Origin of the sequence: Streptomyces sp. WAC05292 (assembly GCF_003949955.1) — a bacterium.
GTDB lineage: Bacteria > Actinomycetota > Actinomycetes > Streptomycetales > Streptomycetaceae > Streptomyces > Streptomyces globosus.
On sequence record NZ_RPSE01000115.1, the window covers coordinates 1 to 16031 of the forward strand.

Genomic DNA, 16031 nt, shown 5'->3' on the forward strand with positions numbered 1-16031 from the left:
GTCATGGCGCGGCTCAGCTCCGCCCGCCTCCCCGACTCCGGCCCGCCCGTGCCGATCATGAGCGATGATGTTGCCTGCACGGCCAGGAAGTTGACGGAGCAACAGCAGTTGGGGGGCCACGAGCGGTGGACGACGCAGTCGAATTGGCGGACATGATCGCGCAGTTGCGGGCGGAGCTGAGCCGCGCCATGACGGCAGGAGACGACTCCGACCTGCGGTTCCGCGCCGAGCAGGTGGAGTTGGAACTGACCGTCGGTATCGAGCGCACCAACGAGCCGGGCGTCAAGGTCCGCTTCTGGGTCTTCGACGCGGGCGTGGCCGCCAAGCGGTCCTCGACCGTCACCCAGCGCCTCACGCTGACGCTCCAGCCGGTGCACGCGGACCAGCCGGACGAGCCCGCGCTGATCTCCGGCGCCGAACTGGCCGGTGAGGACTGACGGGACGGCCGCGGTGCCCGGGGGAGCAGGGGGCAGCGGCGGGCTGGACCCGCACCGCATCGCCGAGGTCATCGTCACCGCTGCGGCCGGCGGCCGCCGCGGATCCGGCTACCGCGTTGCGCACGCCGCCGTCCTGACCGCCCTGCACGTCGTCGCGGGCGCCTCCGGCGTACGGGTGCGCTTCGACGCCGACCGGCCCGGCCAGTGGGCGGCGCCGGCCCGCCTGGCCTGGTCCGACCCGGAGACGGACGTGGCCGTGCTGGAGTTCCTGCCGCCGCCCGGCGCCCCGGCGGTCGGCCCGGCGCCGTTCGGGCGGATCGGCGACGAGCGGCACGCCGTGATCGACGTGCACGCGGCGGGCTTCCCCCTGTGGAAGCGCCGCCGCGGCCCCGACGGCCAGCAGTTCCGCGAACTCCACCAGGCGGACGGCACCGTGGCCGCCCTGTCGAACCTCAGGACCGGCACTCTGGAGGTCACCGTGCCGGTGGCCGCCGCCGACCCGGATCCGCAGGTCTCCCCCTGGTCCGGCATGTCGGGCGCGGCGCTGTGGGCAGGCTCCCGCATCGTCGGAGTCGTCGCCGAACACCACCGTTGGGAGGGTCTCGGCAGGCTGACCGCCGCCCGCATCGACCACACCCTGCGCCGCGTCGACGCGGCGCACCGCGACCGCCTCGCCCGGCTCCTCGGCATCGACGAGCCGTTGGCGCTCCCCGACGCGGCGGCCGGTGCGGCCCCCGGCGCCGGCGCCCCGCCGCCGGCCCGGACGGTGAAGGTCGTCGGCCTGCCCGTCGCGCACGGCCTGGAGCTCTTCAAGGACCGCGACGAGGTCCGCGCCCGCATAGGCCGCCACCTCGCCGACCCCGCGATCCGCATGGTCACCGTCACCGGCCGCCGCGGCATGGGCAAGAGCGCCGTCGCCGCCAAGGTCGTCGCCATGCTGGAGCAGGGCGACTGGCCCGGCGGCACCGCAACGGCGTCCCCCGCGGCGATCGTCAACGTCAGCACCCGCACCTGCGGACTCTCGCTGGAGCGGCTCTACTTCGACTGCGCCCGCGCCATGCCCCCCGCCCGCGAGGCCCGCCTGCGGGAGGTGTGGGCGGCGAACCACCTCGTCCAGGACAGGATCGGAGAGCTGTTCGCCGCGATGGGCGACGAACTCTTCGTCGTCGTGATGGACAACCTCGAAGACCTGCTCCAGGACGACGGCACCCCGGCCGACGGTGAACTCGCCGTGTTCTTCGACTGCCTCTTCCGCGCCCGGCACGCCCCCCGCCTCCTCGTCACCTCGCAGATCCCCCTCCGGCTGCCCCCGGAAATGCGCCGCTTCACCGCCGAGGTCGAACTTGCCGAGGGGCTGCCGGCCGCCGAATCCGTCACCCTGCTCCGCGAACTCGACCAGGGCGGCGGCCTCGGCCTCGCCCGGCTCTCCGACGAGCAGCTGCTCAAGGCGGCCGTACGCGTCCACGGCGTGCCCCGCGCCTTGGAGCTCCTCGTCGGCGCCATGGCCGACGACCTCCTCGAACTGCCCACCCTCCAGGAGGTCCTGGAGGACTTCACCCTCCGCGGCGACGTCGTCGCCGGCCTCGCCCAGGACCGGCACCGCCGCCTGGGCGAGGACGCCCGCACCGTCCTCGGCGTCCTCGCCGTGCTGCGCACGCCCGTCCCCCGGGAGGCCGTCGAATGGATCGCCGGCGACCTCCTGCCCGGCCTCGACACGCCCCGCGTCATGGCACGGCTGCTCCGGATGCGCATGGTCTCGGCCGACCGGGCCACACGCACCTATGCGCTCCACCCCCTGGACGCCGACCTCGCGTACGGCGCCCTGCCCGACGGCGGGCCGCTGGGCAGGCGGTCCCTGGAGCGGCGCGCCGCCGACTGGTACGCGGGGACCGCCCCGCTCCCCGCCGACTGGCGCGACCTGGACGACGTACAGGCCCACCGCCGCGAATTCGCCCACCGGCTGCGCGCCGGCGACGCGGACCGGGCGGCGATGGTCCTCGGCGCGATCGGCCCCTGGATGACCCGGCACGGATCGGCGCTCGCCGTCATTTCCATGCACCTGACCCTGGAGGGAAAGTTGACCGACGACCCCGCACGCCTCGCCCATCTCATCAGCCACGGGCACGCCCGGCTGAGCGCAGGGCCCCTGACCCAGGCCGTCGACCTGTTCACGGAGGCGGCCGGCCTGGCCGAGCGCCTCGGCGACCGCAAGGCCCTCCAGGACGCCTTGTTCGGCCTGGGCGACGCCCACCGCCAGCTCGGCCGCCTCGAAGACGCGGCCGCCCGGCTCGCCCGGGCCGCGGACCTGGCCCGCGACAACGGTGACACCGAGGCCGAGGCACACGCCGTGCTCAGCCTCAGCCTCGCCCACACCACCCTCGGCGACGGCGAGGAGGCGCTGGCCGGCGCGGACCGCCTCAGCGGCATCGCCGCCGGCACGCGGGACCGCCTGACCGCCGCCCGCGCGTGGAACGCCCGCTTCACCGCCCTGCTGGCCCTCGGCCGCTGGGAGGAGACCATCACCGCAGGCGAGCAGGCCGTACGCGCCTACGCCGAAGCCGGGGTCCAGGAGGCCACCGACTACGCGCTCAACGCCCAGGGCGTCGCACGCCTCGCCCTCGGCCGGCCCGACGAGGCGGCCGCCTCACTGGAGGCGGCGCTCGCCGCCGCGTCCGCCATGGAGAACCCGCGCACCGAGGGCGTCTGCCTGTACAACCTGGCCTGGACGCATTGGACCCGGGGCCGGTTCGAGGAGGCCGCGGCCGCCGCTGAGCGCGCCGGGGCATCGCTGCATCGGGCCGGCGCCGCCGAGGCGGGGGCCGGCGGCGCACTCGCCGACGCGGCCCGCGCCCGGGCGGCCGGGGACCGCGAGGCGGCGGCGGACGCCCTCGACCGGGCCGCGGGGGAAACGGGCCGCAACGTCGAGATGGTCCGCCCGGCCTGGCTCGCCGAGGAGGCACGGACCCTGCGCACAGCCGCGTCCTGACCGACCCGGCCCGGCCCCGGTGCGGGGCCGCACCGGGGCCGGGCCGGGCCGCAGCCGGGTCAGCCCGGCTGCCGGGGAGGCCGGTGCTCGTTGCCGCCGGCCGCGGTCGTCCCGTCCGCGGGGACCCCGTCCCACTCCGCACGCTCGGCGTCCGACCACTCGCTGGTGTCGCGCGGCTCGACGTAGGGCTCCTTGTCGGCGGGATGCCCCTCCAGGATGGCGCGCTGGCGGGCCATCTCCGCATCGAACTCCAGGCCCAGCAGTATCGCCAGGTTGGTGATCCACAACCACACCAGGAAGATGATCACACCGGCGAGCGTGCCGTACGTCTTGTTGTACGAGCCGAAGTTCGCGACGTACACGGCGAAACCCGCCGAGGCCGCCATCCAGATCAGCAGGGCCAGCACACTGCCCGGCGTCACCCACAGGAACCCGCGCGACTTCGCGTTCGGCGCCGCCCAGTACAGCAGCGCGATCATCGCGGTGACCAGCAGCAGGAGCACCGGCCACTTCGCGATCGACCACACCGTCACCGCCGCCCCGCCGACGCCGATCGCGGACCCGGCCTCCCGGGCGAGGCCGCCGGTGAAGACCACGATCACCGCGCTCGCCCCCGCCAGCAGCATCAGCACCAGCGTCAGCACGACCCGCAGCGGGGTCAGTTTCCAGATCGAGCGCCCCTCGGGCACGTCGTACACGGCGTTCGCGGAGCGGATGAACGCCGCCACGTAGCCCGACGCCGACCACAGGGCCAGCAGCAGGCCGACGACCGCCAGCACCCCGCCCGTCCCGCTGCTCGCCTGCAACTGCCCGACCGCGCTGGTGATGATGTCCCGGGCCGCGCCCGGGGTCAGCTTCGCCACGGAGTCCAGCAGCCCCTGCGTCGCCGACTTCCCCGTCACCCCGAGGAGCGAGACGAGGAGGAGCAGCGCCGGGAACAGCGCCAACACCCCGTAGTAGGTGAGCGCCGCGGCCCGGTCGGCCAGCTCGTCGTCCCGGAACTCCGTGAAGGTGCGGCGCAGCACCGCCTTCCAGGACCTCTTGCCCAGGTCGGTGGGCTTGTCCGGGCCGTCCTGCTCCGGCCCGGGGGCCGCGGCGGCCGGGCCGCGGCGCGGGGCCTCGTCGTCCGCGTCCCGCCGTGTGCCTCGTTCGGTCTTGTCCATGCCGGGCGCCTTACCCGAATCCGGCGTCCGAACCGGGCCCGGCCGGACCGCGCCCGATCCGAGCCCGCGGCCGGCTCAGCCCAGCCGGCCCACGTGGAACAGGACGACGGAGGCCGCGGCGTCGACGACCTCGTACAGCACCCGGTACCGGCCCACGTGCATGCGGCGCAGCCGGGGTGAGCCGTACTCGACGGTGCCCTGCGGCCGGGGCCGGGCGGCCAGGAGATCGACGGAGTACATCAGCTGCCGCAGCCCCTCGGGGTCGTCGGCCATGAAGCCGGCCGCCGCGTCTATGGCGGCCTCGTCCCAGAGGATGGCGTACGGCATCGCCCTCACCTGCCGGTCCGGCCCGGAGTCTCGCGCGGTCTGCCAGGAGAGCCTGCCCGACGCCGCGCGCCGTATGCCTGCGCGCGGGTCAGGGGCCGGAGGCCGCCTTCACCACCGCCACCGCCGTGCCGGTGGCCGCGTCGACGGCGCCGGCCGCCAGGGCGGACACCGTGCCGCCGCCCACGCGGACGCCGCCGTGGCAGCCCCACGCGAACAGGGCCTTGAGCCGCGCCGTCGCCGTTGCGGTGTCCGCCTGCACGTCGCCCACCCGGCCACCGTAGGGCTGCGGTCCGCGCCGGCCCCGGCGGGCGGGCGGCCCGGGCCGGCGCGGGGTCACCCGGATGGAGGGCGCGGCGGACGGGCGGGCGGCCCGGGTCAGTCGGTGGACAGCGCCTGGACGAGGTCGCCCACCTGGGGGTCGGGCAGCGAACGGGCGACGTCCGCCTGGGCGACGATGCCGACGAGGGTGTGCCCGTCGATCACCGGCAGGCGGCGCACCTTGTGCTCCGTCATCGTCCGCAGGATCTCGGCGGTGTCGTCGTCGGCGCCGATGGTGACGGCCTCGCCCTGGGCGAGCTCTCCGGCCTTGACCTCGGCGGGGTCCCTGCCCTGGCCGAGGACCTTCACGACGATGTCGCGGTCGGTGAGCATGCCCTTCAGCTTGTTGTCGGTACCGCAGATCGGCAGCGCCCCGACACCCAGCTCGGTCATCTTCCGCGCGGCTTCCAGGACGCTCTCCTCGGCGCCGACGCAGGTCGCGTCGGGCGTCATGATCTCGCGAGCGGTTGTCATCGCAGCCTCCAGCATCTCGCAGCCGACACCGGGGCCGAGAGCCTCGGCGGCGGTCCGGTCGGTGGTCGGTCGGCGCCTGCCCGGGGGAACGCGGGCCAAGCGCACCGCCCGGGCGGATTCCGAGGCCGCGGCCCGGACGGAGCGCGCGCCCGGGCGCGCCGGTCGTCGCTCTGCGTGTTCTCGTAGCGATGCGGAGAACCGTGCGCGACCATATAGAAGCTGACAAAGCTCGCCAATCGGACTCACGCGTTCGGATGTGGAACACGGGGCACGAGACGAGGCGTGCCCGGCAGGGGCCGGGCGCCGGCAGCACAGCACAGGGAACCACCGAGACAGGAAGAAGGACCCGACGTGTCCGGCAGCGAGAGCGAGAACCCTGCAATCCCTTCGCCGACCCCGGCGCCGACTCGGCCCAGGACGAACCGGGACTGGTGGCCGAATCAGCTGGACCTCCAGGTTCTCCACCAGCACTCGCCCCAGGCCAATCCGATGGGGGAGGGGTACGACTACGCGGAGGAGTTCCGCGGCCTCGACGTGGAGGCCCTCAAGCGCGACGTCTTCGAGGTGATGACCACCTCGCAGGACTGGTGGCCCGCGGACTACGGCCACTACGGGCCGCTCTTCATCCGCATGAGCTGGCACGCGGCCGGCACCTACCGCATCGCGGACGGCCGGGGCGGCGGCGGATCCGGCGCCCAGCGCTTCGCACCCCTCAACAGCTGGCCCGACAACGCGAGCCTCGACAAGGCGCGCCGCCTCCTGTGGCCCGTCAAGCAGAAGTACGGCCGGCGGATCTCCTGGGCGGACCTGCTGGTCTTCGCCGGGAACTGCGCCATGGAGTCCATGGGCTTCAAGACGTTCGGCTTCGGCTTCGGGCGGCAGGACATCTGGGAGCCCGAGGAGGTCTTCTGGGGCCCGGAGGACACCTGGCTCGGCGACGAGCGCTACAGCGGCGACCGCGAACTGGCCGCCCCGTTCGGCGCGGTGCAGATGGGCCTCATCTACGTCAACCCGGAGGGCCCCAACGGCAACCCCGACCCGGTGGCCGCCGCCAGGGACATCCGCGAGACGTTCGCGCGGATGGCGATGAACGACGAGGAGACGGCCGCGCTCATCATCGGCGGCCACACCTTCGGCAAGTGCCACGGCGCGGTCGACCCGCAGTACATCGGCCCGGAGCCGGAGGCCGCCCCGCTGGAGGCGCAGGGCCTCGGCTGGAAGAACACCTACGGCACCGGCGCCGGCCCCCACGCCCTCACCAGCGGGCTCGAAGGTGCCTGGACCTCCAAGCCGACCACCTGGGACAACGGCTACCTCGACAACCTGTACGGCTACGAGTGGGAGCTGACGACCAGCCCGGCCGGCGCCAAGCAGTGGACCCCGAAGAACCCCGAGGCCCAGGGCACCGTGCCCGACGCCCACGACCCGTCGAAGCGGCACGCCCCCATGATGCTCACGACGGACCTCGCCCTCCGGGTCGACCCCGTCTACGGGCCGATCACCAAGCGCTTCCACGAGCACCCCGAGGAGCTCGCGGAGGCCTTCGCGAAGGCCTGGTACAAGCTGCTGCACCGCGACATGGGCCCGGTCTCCCGCTACCTCGGGCCGTGGGTCCCGGAGCCGCAGCTGTGGCAGGACCCGGTTCCGCCCGTCATCCACGAGCTGGTCTCCGACGAGGACGTCGAGGCACTCAAGCGGAAGATCCTCGACTCCGGACTCCCCCTCCGGCACCTGGTCACCACGGCGTGGGCGTCGGCGGCGAGCTTCCGCGGGACCGACAAGCGCGGCGGGGCCAACGGCGCCCGGATCCGGCTGGAGCCGCAGCGCGGCTGGGAGTCCAACTCCGGGCCCGAGATCCCCGAGACGCTGGAGGCCCTGGAGCGGATCCGCGCGGAGTTCGACTCCGCCCAGACGGGCGGCAAGAAGGTCTCGCTCGCCGACCTGATCGTCCTCGGCGGCTGCGCGGCCGTCGAGCAGGCGGCGCGCAACGCGGGCCACGACGTCAGGGTGCCCTTCGCGCCCGGCCGCACGGACGCCTCGCAGGAGCAGACGGACACGGAGTCCTTCGCCGTCCTCGAACCGCGCGCCGACGGCTTCCGCAACCACGTCAGGACCGGGGAGAAGCTGCCGCCGGAGACGCTCTTGCTGGACCGGGCCAACATGCTCGACCTGACGGCCCCCGAGATGACGGTCCTCGTCGGCGGCATGCGGGCCCTCGACGCGAACGTCGGCCGCGCCCCGCACGGCGTCCTGACCGACCGGCCGGGCACGCTGACGAACGACTTCTTCGTCAACCTGCTCGACGCCGGCACCGAATGGAAGACCTCCGCGACCGCCGAGGGCGTCTTCGAAGGGCAGGACCGGGCCACCGGCGAGCCGAAGTGGACGGCGACCGCCGTCGACCTCGTGTTCGGAGCGCACTCCCAGCTCCGGGCCATCGCGGAGGTGTACGCCTCCTCGGACGGGCAGGCCAAGTTCGTCCAGGACTTCGTCGCCGCCTGGAACAAGGTCATGAACCTCGACCGGTTCGACCTGGCCTGACCGACCGGCCGCGCTTCCCGTCCCGCCCCGCCGCACGGGCCGGCCCCCCGGCCGCCCGGGCGGCGCCGCGCGCTCCGGCTCCCCGGTGCGGTGCGGTCGCCCGCCTGCTACCGGCGCGGGCCGGGCCCGCCGTCGCGGTCCCGCGAGCCGTCCGGCGGCAGGTGCGCCCGGTCCTCGTCGGCGATGTCGCGCCGGCCCTCGTTCTCGCGCCGCCCGTACTCGGCGACCTCGTAGTGGTGCAGGTCGAACGCCGGGGACTCCGACCGCACCCGCGGCAGCGTCACGAAGTTGTGGCGGGGCGGCGGGCACGACGTCGCCCACTCCAGGGACCGGCCGAAGCCCCACGGGTCGTCGACCGCCACCCGCGGCGCGGACACGGCGGTCTTCCACACGTTGTAGAGGAAGGGCAGCGTGGACAGGCCGAGCAGGAACGCCCCGATCGTGGAAACCGAGTTGAGGACGGTGAACCCGTCCGCGGCCAGGTAGTCGGCGTAGCGCCGGGGCATGCCCTCCGCGCCGAGCCAGTGCTGGACCAGGAAGGTGGTGTGGAAGCCGACGAACAGCGTCCAGAAGTGGATCTTTCCGAGGCGTTCGTCGAGCATGGTGCCGGTCATCTTCGGCCACCAGAAGTAGAAGCCCGCGAACATGGCGAACACCACCGTGCCGAAGACGACGTAGTGGAAGTGGGCGACGACGAAGTACGTGTCGGTGACGTGGAAGTCCATCGGCGGGGACGCCAGGATGATCCCGGTCAGCCCCCCGAAGAGGAACGTCACCAGGAAGCCGATCGACCACAGCATCGGCGTCTCGAACGACAGCGACCCCCTCCACATGGTGCCGATCCAGTTGAAGAACTTCACCCCGGTCGGCACCGCGATCAGGAACGTCATGAACGAGAAGAACGGCAGCAGCACCGCCCCCGTCGCGAACATGTGGTGCGCCCAGACCGTCATCGACAGCCCGGCGATCGCGATCGTGGCCCCGATCAGCCCGATGTAGCCGAACACCGGCTTCCGCGAGAAGACGGGCAGGATCTCGGTGATGATCCCGAAGAACGGCAGCGCGATGATGTAGACCTCGGGGTGCCCGAAGAACCAGAACAGGTGCTGCCACAGCAGCGGTCCGCCGTTGGCCGGGTCGTAGACGTGGCTGCCGAACTTGCGGTCCGACTCCAGCACCAGCAGCGCCGCCGCGAGGACGGGGAAGGCGAACAGCACCAGCACCGACGTCAGCAGGATGTTCCAGGTGAAGATCGGCATCCGGAACATCGTCATCCCCGGCCCGCGCAGGCAGATGATCGTGGTGACGAAGTTGACGGCGCCGAGGATCGTCCCGAACCCCGACAGCACCAGCCCCATGATCCACATGTCGCCGCCGATGTACGGGCTGCGCTCGGCCCCGCTCAGCGGTGTGTACGCGGTCCAGCCGAAGTCCGCCGTCCCCTGCGGGGTGAACAGGCTCGCGACGACGATGATCCCGCCGAACAGGAAGAACCAGAACGACAGCATGTTCAGCCGCGGGAACGCCACGTCCGGCGCGCCGATCTGCAACGGCATGATCGCGTTGGCGAACCCGGCGAACGTCGGCGTCGCGAAGAACAGCAGCATCACCGTCCCGTGCAGCGTGAACGCCTGGTTGTACTGCTCGGCGGAGACGATCTGCAGGCCGGGGCGAGCCAGCTCCGCCCGCATCAGCAGGGCCAGCACACCGCCCACGAGGAAGAAGAGGAACGAGGCGACCAGGTAGAGGTGCCCGATTTTCTTGTGGTCGGTGGTGGACAGCCACTCCACCACCACCCGCCCCCTGGACCGGCCCGGTGCCGGTACGGGCGCGACGGGCTCGGTCACAGCCGATGCAGACAAACCCGGTGCTCCTCACTCTGGCGGACGGTCCTCCCGCCCGGCGACGGCGGCGCGCGGCCGGGCCGGGCGCCCTCCACCGTCGCAGGAGGGGCCCCCGCCGGACGGCCACCACGCGGGGCAGCGGCCGGTACGCGCCGCGTTTGGGGGATGCCGCCCGCCTCCGGCCCGCCGGGCGATAACGTGGCGGCGGCAAGCCGTCGGTGTCCCCTGGAGCCTGAGTGATGAGCGACATGCCGGTCCCCGCCGACCGCACCCCCCGGCCCCGGGCCGGCGCCTGATGGCCGCGCCGCGCGGACGCCGCGCCCGCATCGCCTTCTCCGACTCCGCGGCCAAGCAGCTGGAGGACATCACCAGCGAGGCCGAGCTCCACGCCCTCGACCGGGCCCTGGTCGTCATCTCCGTCGACCCCGACATCGGCGAGCCGATCCCCGGCACCGGCCCGGGACCCCGCCTGCTCCGGTACACCGACGACATCGAACCCGTCCGCGTCCTGTACTTCGTCACCGCCCTGCGCACGGTCGTGGTCGTCGCCTACATCGAGGTGTGACACCGCGCGGCCGGGCCCGCGGCGCGCCGGCGGGGCCGCACGTGGTCCCGTACGCGGCGCCGGCCGAGGGGGCCCGGCGGGTCCTGCGGCTCGACGGCTTCCCCCGGCACCCGCTCTCGGACGCCTGCGCACGCGGCGGACCCGCGGGCACGGCCCCGGCCCGGTCCCGCAGCCGGAGCGGGCCGGGGCCACGGCCCCCGACCGTCTTCAGGCGCCCTCGCCCAGGACGGTGCCGATCAGCTCCCGCTGGTCCTCCGTCAGGTACGGGTCGCGCAGCTCGACGGCCCTCCCCCCGGCCTCCAGGACGTACGCGAACCCGTCGGGCACCGCCGGCCGTTCGGGCGGGCATCCGCCGCGCAGCGCCCGAGCGGCCAGCGCCTCCAGAGCGGCCCCGTCGGTGCGGTACTCCGTGTCCAGGGAGCCGCTGCGCTCCCGGCCGGCGAAACCACCCGTACGCGTCACCGTGATCAGCATGGGTTCCTCCTCCTCGGCACCGCCCTCGCCGCCGGGCCGGCGGGCTCCGGCGGGGGCGGCGCACCATTGTGCGGGGAACGGACACCCTCGCGCATGCCCCGGAATCCCGCCCGTCGACGCCCCGCCGGCCCGGCGGTCCGAAGACGGCCGAAAACGGCCCGTGCCGACACCCTCAGGAGCCGCCGCCGTGCGGTCCCGGCCCGCCGCGCGGGCCGAAGCACGCGGTCACGGCCTTGCCGCCGTGGACGGCGTGCACGTCGCAGGAGTCGGCCACCGCGCTCACGATCCCGAGCCCGCGCCCCGAGGTGGCCCCGAGGTCGGCGTCGGCCGGGCGCATCCGCGGCATGCGCGGGTCGTCGTCCGCGACGCTGACGTGCAGGCAGCTGCCGTCCCAGGTCAGGACCAGTCGCGCCGAACCGCCCGCGTAGCGGTGGGAGTTGGTCACCAGCTCGGACACCGTCAGCAGCACCGAGTACGTCGCCTCCCGCCTCGTGTCCTCGTCCCACGGCACCGACTCCAAGTGCTCCGCCGTCCATTCCCGGGCCGCCCGTACCCCGCGCGACACCGGGAAGGAGCGGGCCCAACCCACGGCCCTGACCGTCACCATCCCCACCTCCGCTTCGTCTCCGCAACGCGCCGTGCGACGCGATGTCCTGTCGGTGTGTCACTGCGCGGATACCCAGCCGGGGCCGGTGCACCCGCCCGGAAGCCGAGCACCACCTTGCGAGACGAAACGTCTTGCGCCCGCGCCCCGGCATCCCGTAAGGTCGCCACATCGCAAGACGAGACGGTTCGTCTCGTCAATGCGCAGTGCCGACCTGTCGCCCACCCCGGGAGTCCCGCCCTTGTTCCGTGTCCAACTCTCCGACGTCACCAAGCGCTACGACGACCGGATCGTCCTCGACCGCGTCTCCCTCTCCGTCCGCCCCGGCGAGCGCATCGGCGTCGTCGGAGACAACGGCTCCGGGAAGTCCACCCTCCTGAAGCTCCTCGCCGGTCTCGAAGCCCCCGACAACGGCGGCGTCACCGTCGAGTCCCCCGGCGGCACCGGCCACCTCGCCCAGACCCTCGACCTGCCGGGCACCGCGACCGTCGGCGCCGCGATCGACCTCGCCCTCGCCGACGTGCGCGCCCTGGAGGAGGCCATCCGCACGGCCGAGGCCGCACTGCACCGCACCGGCGACCTGGAGGGCTACGCTGCCCTGCTCGCCGCCTACGAGGCGCGCGGCGGCGCCGACGCCGACCGCCGCGTCGACAGCGTGCTGCGGCGGCTCGGCGACCGCGAACCCCTCGACCGGGCCCGCCCCCTCGGCACCCTCTCCGGCGGCCGGCGCTCCCGCCTCGCGCTCGCCGCCACCCTCGCGGCCGACCCCGAGCTCCTCCTCCTCGACGAGCCCACCAACGACCTCGACGACGAGGCCGTCGGCTGGCTGGAGGAGCGGCTCCTCGCCCACCGGGGGACGGTCGTCGCCGTCACCCACGACCGCGCCTTCCTCGACCGGGTCACCACGGCCGTCGTCGAGGTCGCCCGGGAGACCAGGAGCGTGCACCGGTACGGCAACGGCTACGGAGGCCATCTGGCGGGCCGGGCCGCCGACCGGGCCCGCCGCGAGCAGGAGTACGCGCAGTGGCGGGCCGAGACCGCCCGGTACGCGGCCCTCGCCGACGGCGGCATCGACCGGCTCGCCGCGATCCCGCGCAAGGCGCCCGCCGCGTTCAGCGGGGCCGGGGCCTTCCGCGCCCGGTCCCGGGCGCACGGTGCGATGGGCCGCATCCGCGCCGCCCGTGAACAGCTGCGGCGGCTCGCCGAGCAGCCGGTCCCGAAGCCGCCGGAGCCGCTCCGGTTCACCGCCCGGATCGAGGGCCGGGCAGCGGCCGTCGAGCTGGCCGGCGTACGGGTCGACGGGCGGCTCCGGCTGGACGCCCTGCGCCTGGAGCCGGGCGAGCGGCTGCTGGTCACCGGGCCGAACGGGGCCGGCAAGACCACCCTGCTGAGGCTCCTCGCCGGCGGGCTCACCCCGGACGCCGGAACGGTTCGCACCCCGGCGCGGGTCGGCATGCTCGCCCAGGACACCGCGCCGCCCGACGATCCGAGGACCCTGGCCGCCGCCTTCGGCGCGGGCCGGGAGGAGGAGCTCCTCGCCCTGGGCCTGTTCGGCGAGTGCGACCTGGGCACCCCGGTCCGGTGCCTGTCGACCGGGCAGCGCCGCAAGCTGGAGCTGGCCCGCCTGGTGACCGCGCCGGCCGACCTGCTCCTGCTCGACGAGCCCACCAACCACCTGGCACCCGGCCTGGTGGAGGAGATGGAGGCCGCGCTCGCCCGGTACGCGGGCACCCTGGTCGTCGTCAGCCACGACCGCCGGCTGCGCGCGGGCTTCGCCGGCAGGCGCCTTGAGCTCGAACCGTGGCCCGCCCGGGCCGCCGCCCCCGCGGCGGCGCCCGTCCTCGCGGCCCGGTGAGCGCGCGGGCGCACGGCGAACGGCCCCTGCCCCCGGACGGGGAAGGAGCCGTTCGCCGATGTGCCGCGCCGATCCGCCGCGTCCGGACGGATCAGGTCAGGTCAGCTCACGTGTGCCGGTGGGCGCGTCGGCCTCCGGTGGCCAGCCGGTAGAGGGCCAGGAGGATGACGGAGCCGATGATGGCGGCGATCCAGGTGGAGAGGTCGAAGAACCCGTCGATCGAGTCGACCCCGAAGATGACCTTGCCGAGCCACCCGCCGAGCAGGCCGCCGGCGATGCCGATGAGTGTGGTGATGATGAGGCCGCCGGGGTCCTTGCCCGGCATGAGCGCCTTGGCGATGAGGCCCGCGAGCAGGCCGATGAGTATCCACGCGATGATGCCCATGACGCGTCTCCTACCTCCTGGTGTAAGGCTTGTGTGACTCCCGTTTTGACGCTGTGGGACTTTTCAAACGTGCCGGGGCGCGACTTCCTCGCCGACAGGCCACTCCCCGCCCATTGGCCCTCCCGCGGGTCCGGCCCGCCGGGAAGACTCGGAGGTCCACTCGGACACGGAGGAGTCCCCATGCAGGTGGCCGTGGTCACGTTCGACGGGTTCAACGAGCTGGACAGCTTCATCGCGTCCGCGCTGCTGAACCGGTGTCGCAAGGACGGCCTGGAGGCCTTCATCACCACACCGGCCCCCGTGGTCACCTCGATGAACGGTGTGCCCGTGACCGGGCAGCGGCCCCTGGAGTTCGCGGCGGAGGCCGACGTGGTGCTCGTCGGCAGCGGGATCCGCACGCGCGACGTCGTCGCCGACGACCGGCTCGTGTCCCTGCTGCCGCTCGACCCCACCCGGCAGCTGGTCGGGGCGCAGTGCTCGGGTGCCCTGGTGCTGGCCCGGCTCGGCCTGCTGGACGGGGTGCCCGCGTGCACGGACCGGACGAGCCGGCCGTTCGTGGAGGATTTCGGGGTCACCGTGCTGGACGCGCCGTTCCACGCCGAGGGGAACCTCGCCACGGCGGGCGGCTGCCTCGCCTCCCAGTACCTCGCCACATGGGTGATCACCCGGACCCTCGGCGAGGACGCAGCCCGCGGAGTCCTGGACTACGCCGCCCCCGTCGGCGAGCACCGCGAGACGGTCGAACGCGCCCTCCGGGCGGTCCGGGCGGGGGAGCCGGCCGCCGCAGCACGGCCCTGACCCCCCGGCCCGGCCCGCGCCGTCACACGAGCACGCCGGCGTAGAACATGGCCCCCAGCAGGGCGTACTGGGCGGCGCACGCCGCGAGCAGCAGGGCCTGAACCCCTCGGGGGAGGCGTGCGACGAGGAGGAGACCGACGAACATCTGGGCGTGGTTGCGGTACCACGACATCTCCGCGCCGGCGAAGAACGGGGTCCAGAAGACGGCGAGCGCCAGGACCAGGGCGGCCCATTCCGCGGTGTCCAGCCGCCGCTGCCGCACGAGCCTGCCGGCGGCCGCCGCGAGCACGAGCAGGACGAACACCGCGTTCAGCCAGAGCTGGCCGCGGTGGGCGGCGAGCCCGTGCTCCACGAGCCAGGGGAGGGGCCCGTCCGGTCGGTAGAACTCGGTGAAGGGGAAGTCGTAGGCGTGCCGGATCTCCTCGAAGGGCAGCCGCAGGCCGCCCTGCCCGTAGCTGGACGCCTGGAGGGCCTCGTACGCGTCCCAGCGGCCCGTCCCCTGCCACATCAGCCACTTGGCCCACAGCACTCCGCAGGCGGCCAAGGCCGCGGAGCCCGCGGCCTTCGCGCACCGCACCGGGCGGCTGTCGTCCCGCCAGGCGAAGAAGGCGCTCAGCAGCAGCATCCCGACGGCCGCCGCGCCGACGAGGTGGCAGGCCGCCGCGGCGAACCCGCCGGCGGCGGCCACGGGCCAGGAGCCGCGCCCGACCCCGGCGACGCAGACGAGCAGGGCCAGCGTGCCGGCGGCGAGCGGGAAGAGGGCGTGGAAGTAGATCCCGCCGGGGAAGACCGCCCCGACGGCGAGGGTCAGGCCGGCGGCCCGGCCGGGCCGGTCCCCGAGGAGCCGCCACAGCAGGAGGAACATGCCGAGCAGGGATGCCTCGGTGACCACCGCGGCGGCGGTCTCGTACGGCAGCCCGGCGGCGGACACGGCTCTCACGGCCATGGGGTAGCCGGGGAACCAGGCGGTGTTGCCGCAGAGGACGTCCGGGAAGTCCGGGTGCCGCTCACGGCACGGGAACAGCTCGTAGCCGGCGCGGGCGATGGAGAGGTAGTGCTCGGCGTCCCAGCGGCGCCTCGCGGCCGTCGACCAATAGGCGACCCGGGAGCCGTCGTTGGCCGCGGACAGGGCGGCGACCAGCCAGGAGGCCAGGTTCGCCGCGAGCCACGCGGCGACCGGCGGCAGCAGCCGGCGGACCCGGCCCGGGCCCGAGGGATGCGCCGGCCCTGCCGGGCGGGCCGCGGAGGGGGCGGCCGCGC

At 74.2% G+C, this 16031-nt stretch carries 14 protein-coding genes and 1 pseudogene; 6 read left to right on the top strand and 9 right to left on the bottom strand.

What is annotated here, in order from left to right; translation table 11 throughout:
- Positions 1-125: 125 nt before the first annotated feature.
- Complete coding sequence (locus EF903_RS15080) at positions 126-437, top strand: trypco2 family protein (protein ID WP_260615349.1); 312 nt, start codon at positions 126-128, stop codon at positions 435-437.
- Positions 427-3423, top strand: a complete 2997-nt coding sequence (locus EF903_RS15085; RefSeq protein WP_125543741.1) for a trypsin-like peptidase domain-containing protein — start codon at positions 427-429, stop codon at positions 3421-3423. The genes EF903_RS15080 and EF903_RS15085 overlap by 11 nt, the downstream gene beginning before the upstream one ends.
- A 59-nt stretch (positions 3424-3482) precedes the next feature.
- On the opposite strand, the gene EF903_RS15090 is transcribed toward EF903_RS15085, so the two are convergent.
- The 4 genes from EF903_RS15090 to EF903_RS15105 form a co-directional block, all read right to left on the bottom strand.
- Positions 3483-4586 carry a YihY/virulence factor BrkB family protein gene (locus EF903_RS15090; protein WP_125543742.1) on the bottom strand — a complete coding sequence of 368 codons (1104 nt, stop codon included), beginning with the start codon at positions 4584-4586 and terminating at the stop codon, positions 3483-3485.
- A gap of 75 nt (positions 4587-4661) precedes the next feature.
- Positions 4662-4913 (bottom strand): type II toxin-antitoxin system RelE/ParE family toxin, encoded by a 252-nt coding sequence (locus tag EF903_RS15095; protein WP_125543743.1) that lies wholly within the window; start codon positions 4911-4913, stop codon positions 4662-4664.
- Positions 4914-5001: 88 nt separating this feature from the next.
- Positions 5002-5181, bottom strand: coding sequence for a hypothetical protein (locus EF903_RS15100; RefSeq protein ID WP_125543744.1), 180 nt, complete (start codon positions 5179-5181; stop codon positions 5002-5004).
- A gap of 107 nt (positions 5182-5288) precedes the next feature.
- Positions 5289-5705 (bottom strand): CBS domain-containing protein, encoded by a 417-nt coding sequence (locus EF903_RS15105; protein ID WP_125543745.1) that lies wholly within the window; start codon positions 5703-5705, stop codon positions 5289-5291.
- A gap of 351 nt (positions 5706-6056) precedes the next feature.
- Between EF903_RS15105 and katG the strand changes: the two genes are divergently transcribed.
- Positions 6057-8246 (top strand): catalase/peroxidase HPI, encoded by a 2190-nt coding sequence (katG, locus tag EF903_RS15110; RefSeq protein ID WP_125543746.1) that lies wholly within the window; start codon positions 6057-6059, stop codon positions 8244-8246.
- A 107-nt stretch (positions 8247-8353) separates the two neighbouring features.
- Here the strand turns inward: katG and ctaD are convergent, their stop codons facing one another.
- Complete coding sequence (ctaD, locus tag EF903_RS15115; RefSeq protein ID WP_125543754.1) at positions 8354-10042, bottom strand: cytochrome c oxidase subunit I; 1689 nt, start codon at positions 10040-10042, stop codon at positions 8354-8356.
- A 343-nt stretch (positions 10043-10385) separates the two neighbouring features.
- On the opposite strand from ctaD, the gene EF903_RS15120 reads away from it, so the two are divergent.
- Positions 10386-10655, top strand: coding sequence for a hypothetical protein (locus EF903_RS15120; protein ID WP_125543747.1), 270 nt, complete (start codon positions 10386-10388; stop codon positions 10653-10655).
- 207 nt (positions 10656-10862) lie between these two features.
- Here EF903_RS15120 and EF903_RS15125 read toward each other — a convergent pair whose 3' ends face one another.
- Positions 10863-11129, bottom strand: coding sequence for a protealysin inhibitor emfourin (locus EF903_RS15125; RefSeq protein ID WP_125543748.1), 267 nt, complete (start codon positions 11127-11129; stop codon positions 10863-10865).
- Between the two features lie 172 nt (positions 11130-11301).
- Positions 11302-11736 (bottom strand): ATP-binding protein, encoded by a 435-nt coding sequence (locus EF903_RS15130; RefSeq protein WP_125543749.1) that lies wholly within the window; start codon positions 11734-11736, stop codon positions 11302-11304.
- Positions 11737-11932: 196 nt separating this feature from the next.
- On the opposite strand from EF903_RS15130, the gene EF903_RS15135 reads away from it, so the two are divergent.
- Entirely contained in the window at positions 11933-13588 is a 1656-nt protein-coding gene (locus EF903_RS15135) for an ABC-F family ATP-binding cassette domain-containing protein (protein ID WP_125543750.1), read from the top strand.
- A 106-nt stretch (positions 13589-13694) separates the two neighbouring features.
- Here EF903_RS15135 and EF903_RS15140 read toward each other — a convergent pair whose 3' ends face one another.
- The gene (locus EF903_RS15140; RefSeq protein WP_125543751.1) at positions 13695-13973 is read right to left on the bottom strand and encodes a GlsB/YeaQ/YmgE family stress response membrane protein; all 279 of its coding nucleotides are present in this window, start codon (positions 13971-13973) and stop codon (positions 13695-13697) included.
- Positions 13974-14153: 180 nt separating this feature from the next.
- Between EF903_RS15140 and EF903_RS15145 the strand changes: the two genes are divergently transcribed.
- The gene (locus EF903_RS15145) at positions 14154-14771 is read left to right on the top strand and encodes a DJ-1/PfpI family protein (RefSeq protein ID WP_125543752.1); all 618 of its coding nucleotides are present in this window, start codon (positions 14154-14156) and stop codon (positions 14769-14771) included.
- A 22-nt stretch (positions 14772-14793) separates the two neighbouring features.
- Here the strand turns inward: EF903_RS15145 and EF903_RS34080 are convergent.
- Positions 14794-16031, bottom strand: a pseudogene (locus EF903_RS34080) (hypothetical protein); the annotation flags it as partial.

Bases quoted from the DNA above. Each gene is read 5' to 3' on its own strand.
- EF903_RS15090 (WP_125543742.1), bottom strand. From the start codon at position 4,586: ATGGACAAGACCGAACGAGGCACACGGCGGGACGCGGACGACGAGGCC.
- EF903_RS15140 (WP_125543751.1), bottom strand. From the start codon at position 13,973: ATGGGCATCATCGCGTGGATACTCATCGGCCTGCTCGCGGGCCTCATC.
- EF903_RS15135 (WP_125543750.1), top strand. From the start codon at position 11,933: ATGCGCAGTGCCGACCTGTCGCCCACCCCGGGAGTCCCGCCCTTGTTC.
- EF903_RS15125 (WP_125543748.1), bottom strand. From the start codon at position 11,129: ATGCTGATCACGGTGACGCGTACGGGTGGTTTCGCCGGCCGGGAGCGC.
- EF903_RS15120 (WP_125543747.1), top strand. From the start codon at position 10,386: ATGGCCGCGCCGCGCGGACGCCGCGCCCGCATCGCCTTCTCCGACTCC.
- EF903_RS15095 (WP_125543743.1), bottom strand. From the start codon at position 4,913: ATGCCGTACGCCATCCTCTGGGACGAGGCCGCCATAGACGCGGCGGCC.
- EF903_RS15145 (WP_125543752.1), top strand. From the start codon at position 14,154: ATGCAGGTGGCCGTGGTCACGTTCGACGGGTTCAACGAGCTGGACAGC.
- EF903_RS15130 (WP_125543749.1), bottom strand. From the start codon at position 11,736: ATGGTGACGGTCAGGGCCGTGGGTTGGGCCCGCTCCTTCCCGGTGTCG.
- EF903_RS15105 (WP_125543745.1), bottom strand. From the start codon at position 5,705: ATGACAACCGCTCGCGAGATCATGACGCCCGACGCGACCTGCGTCGGC.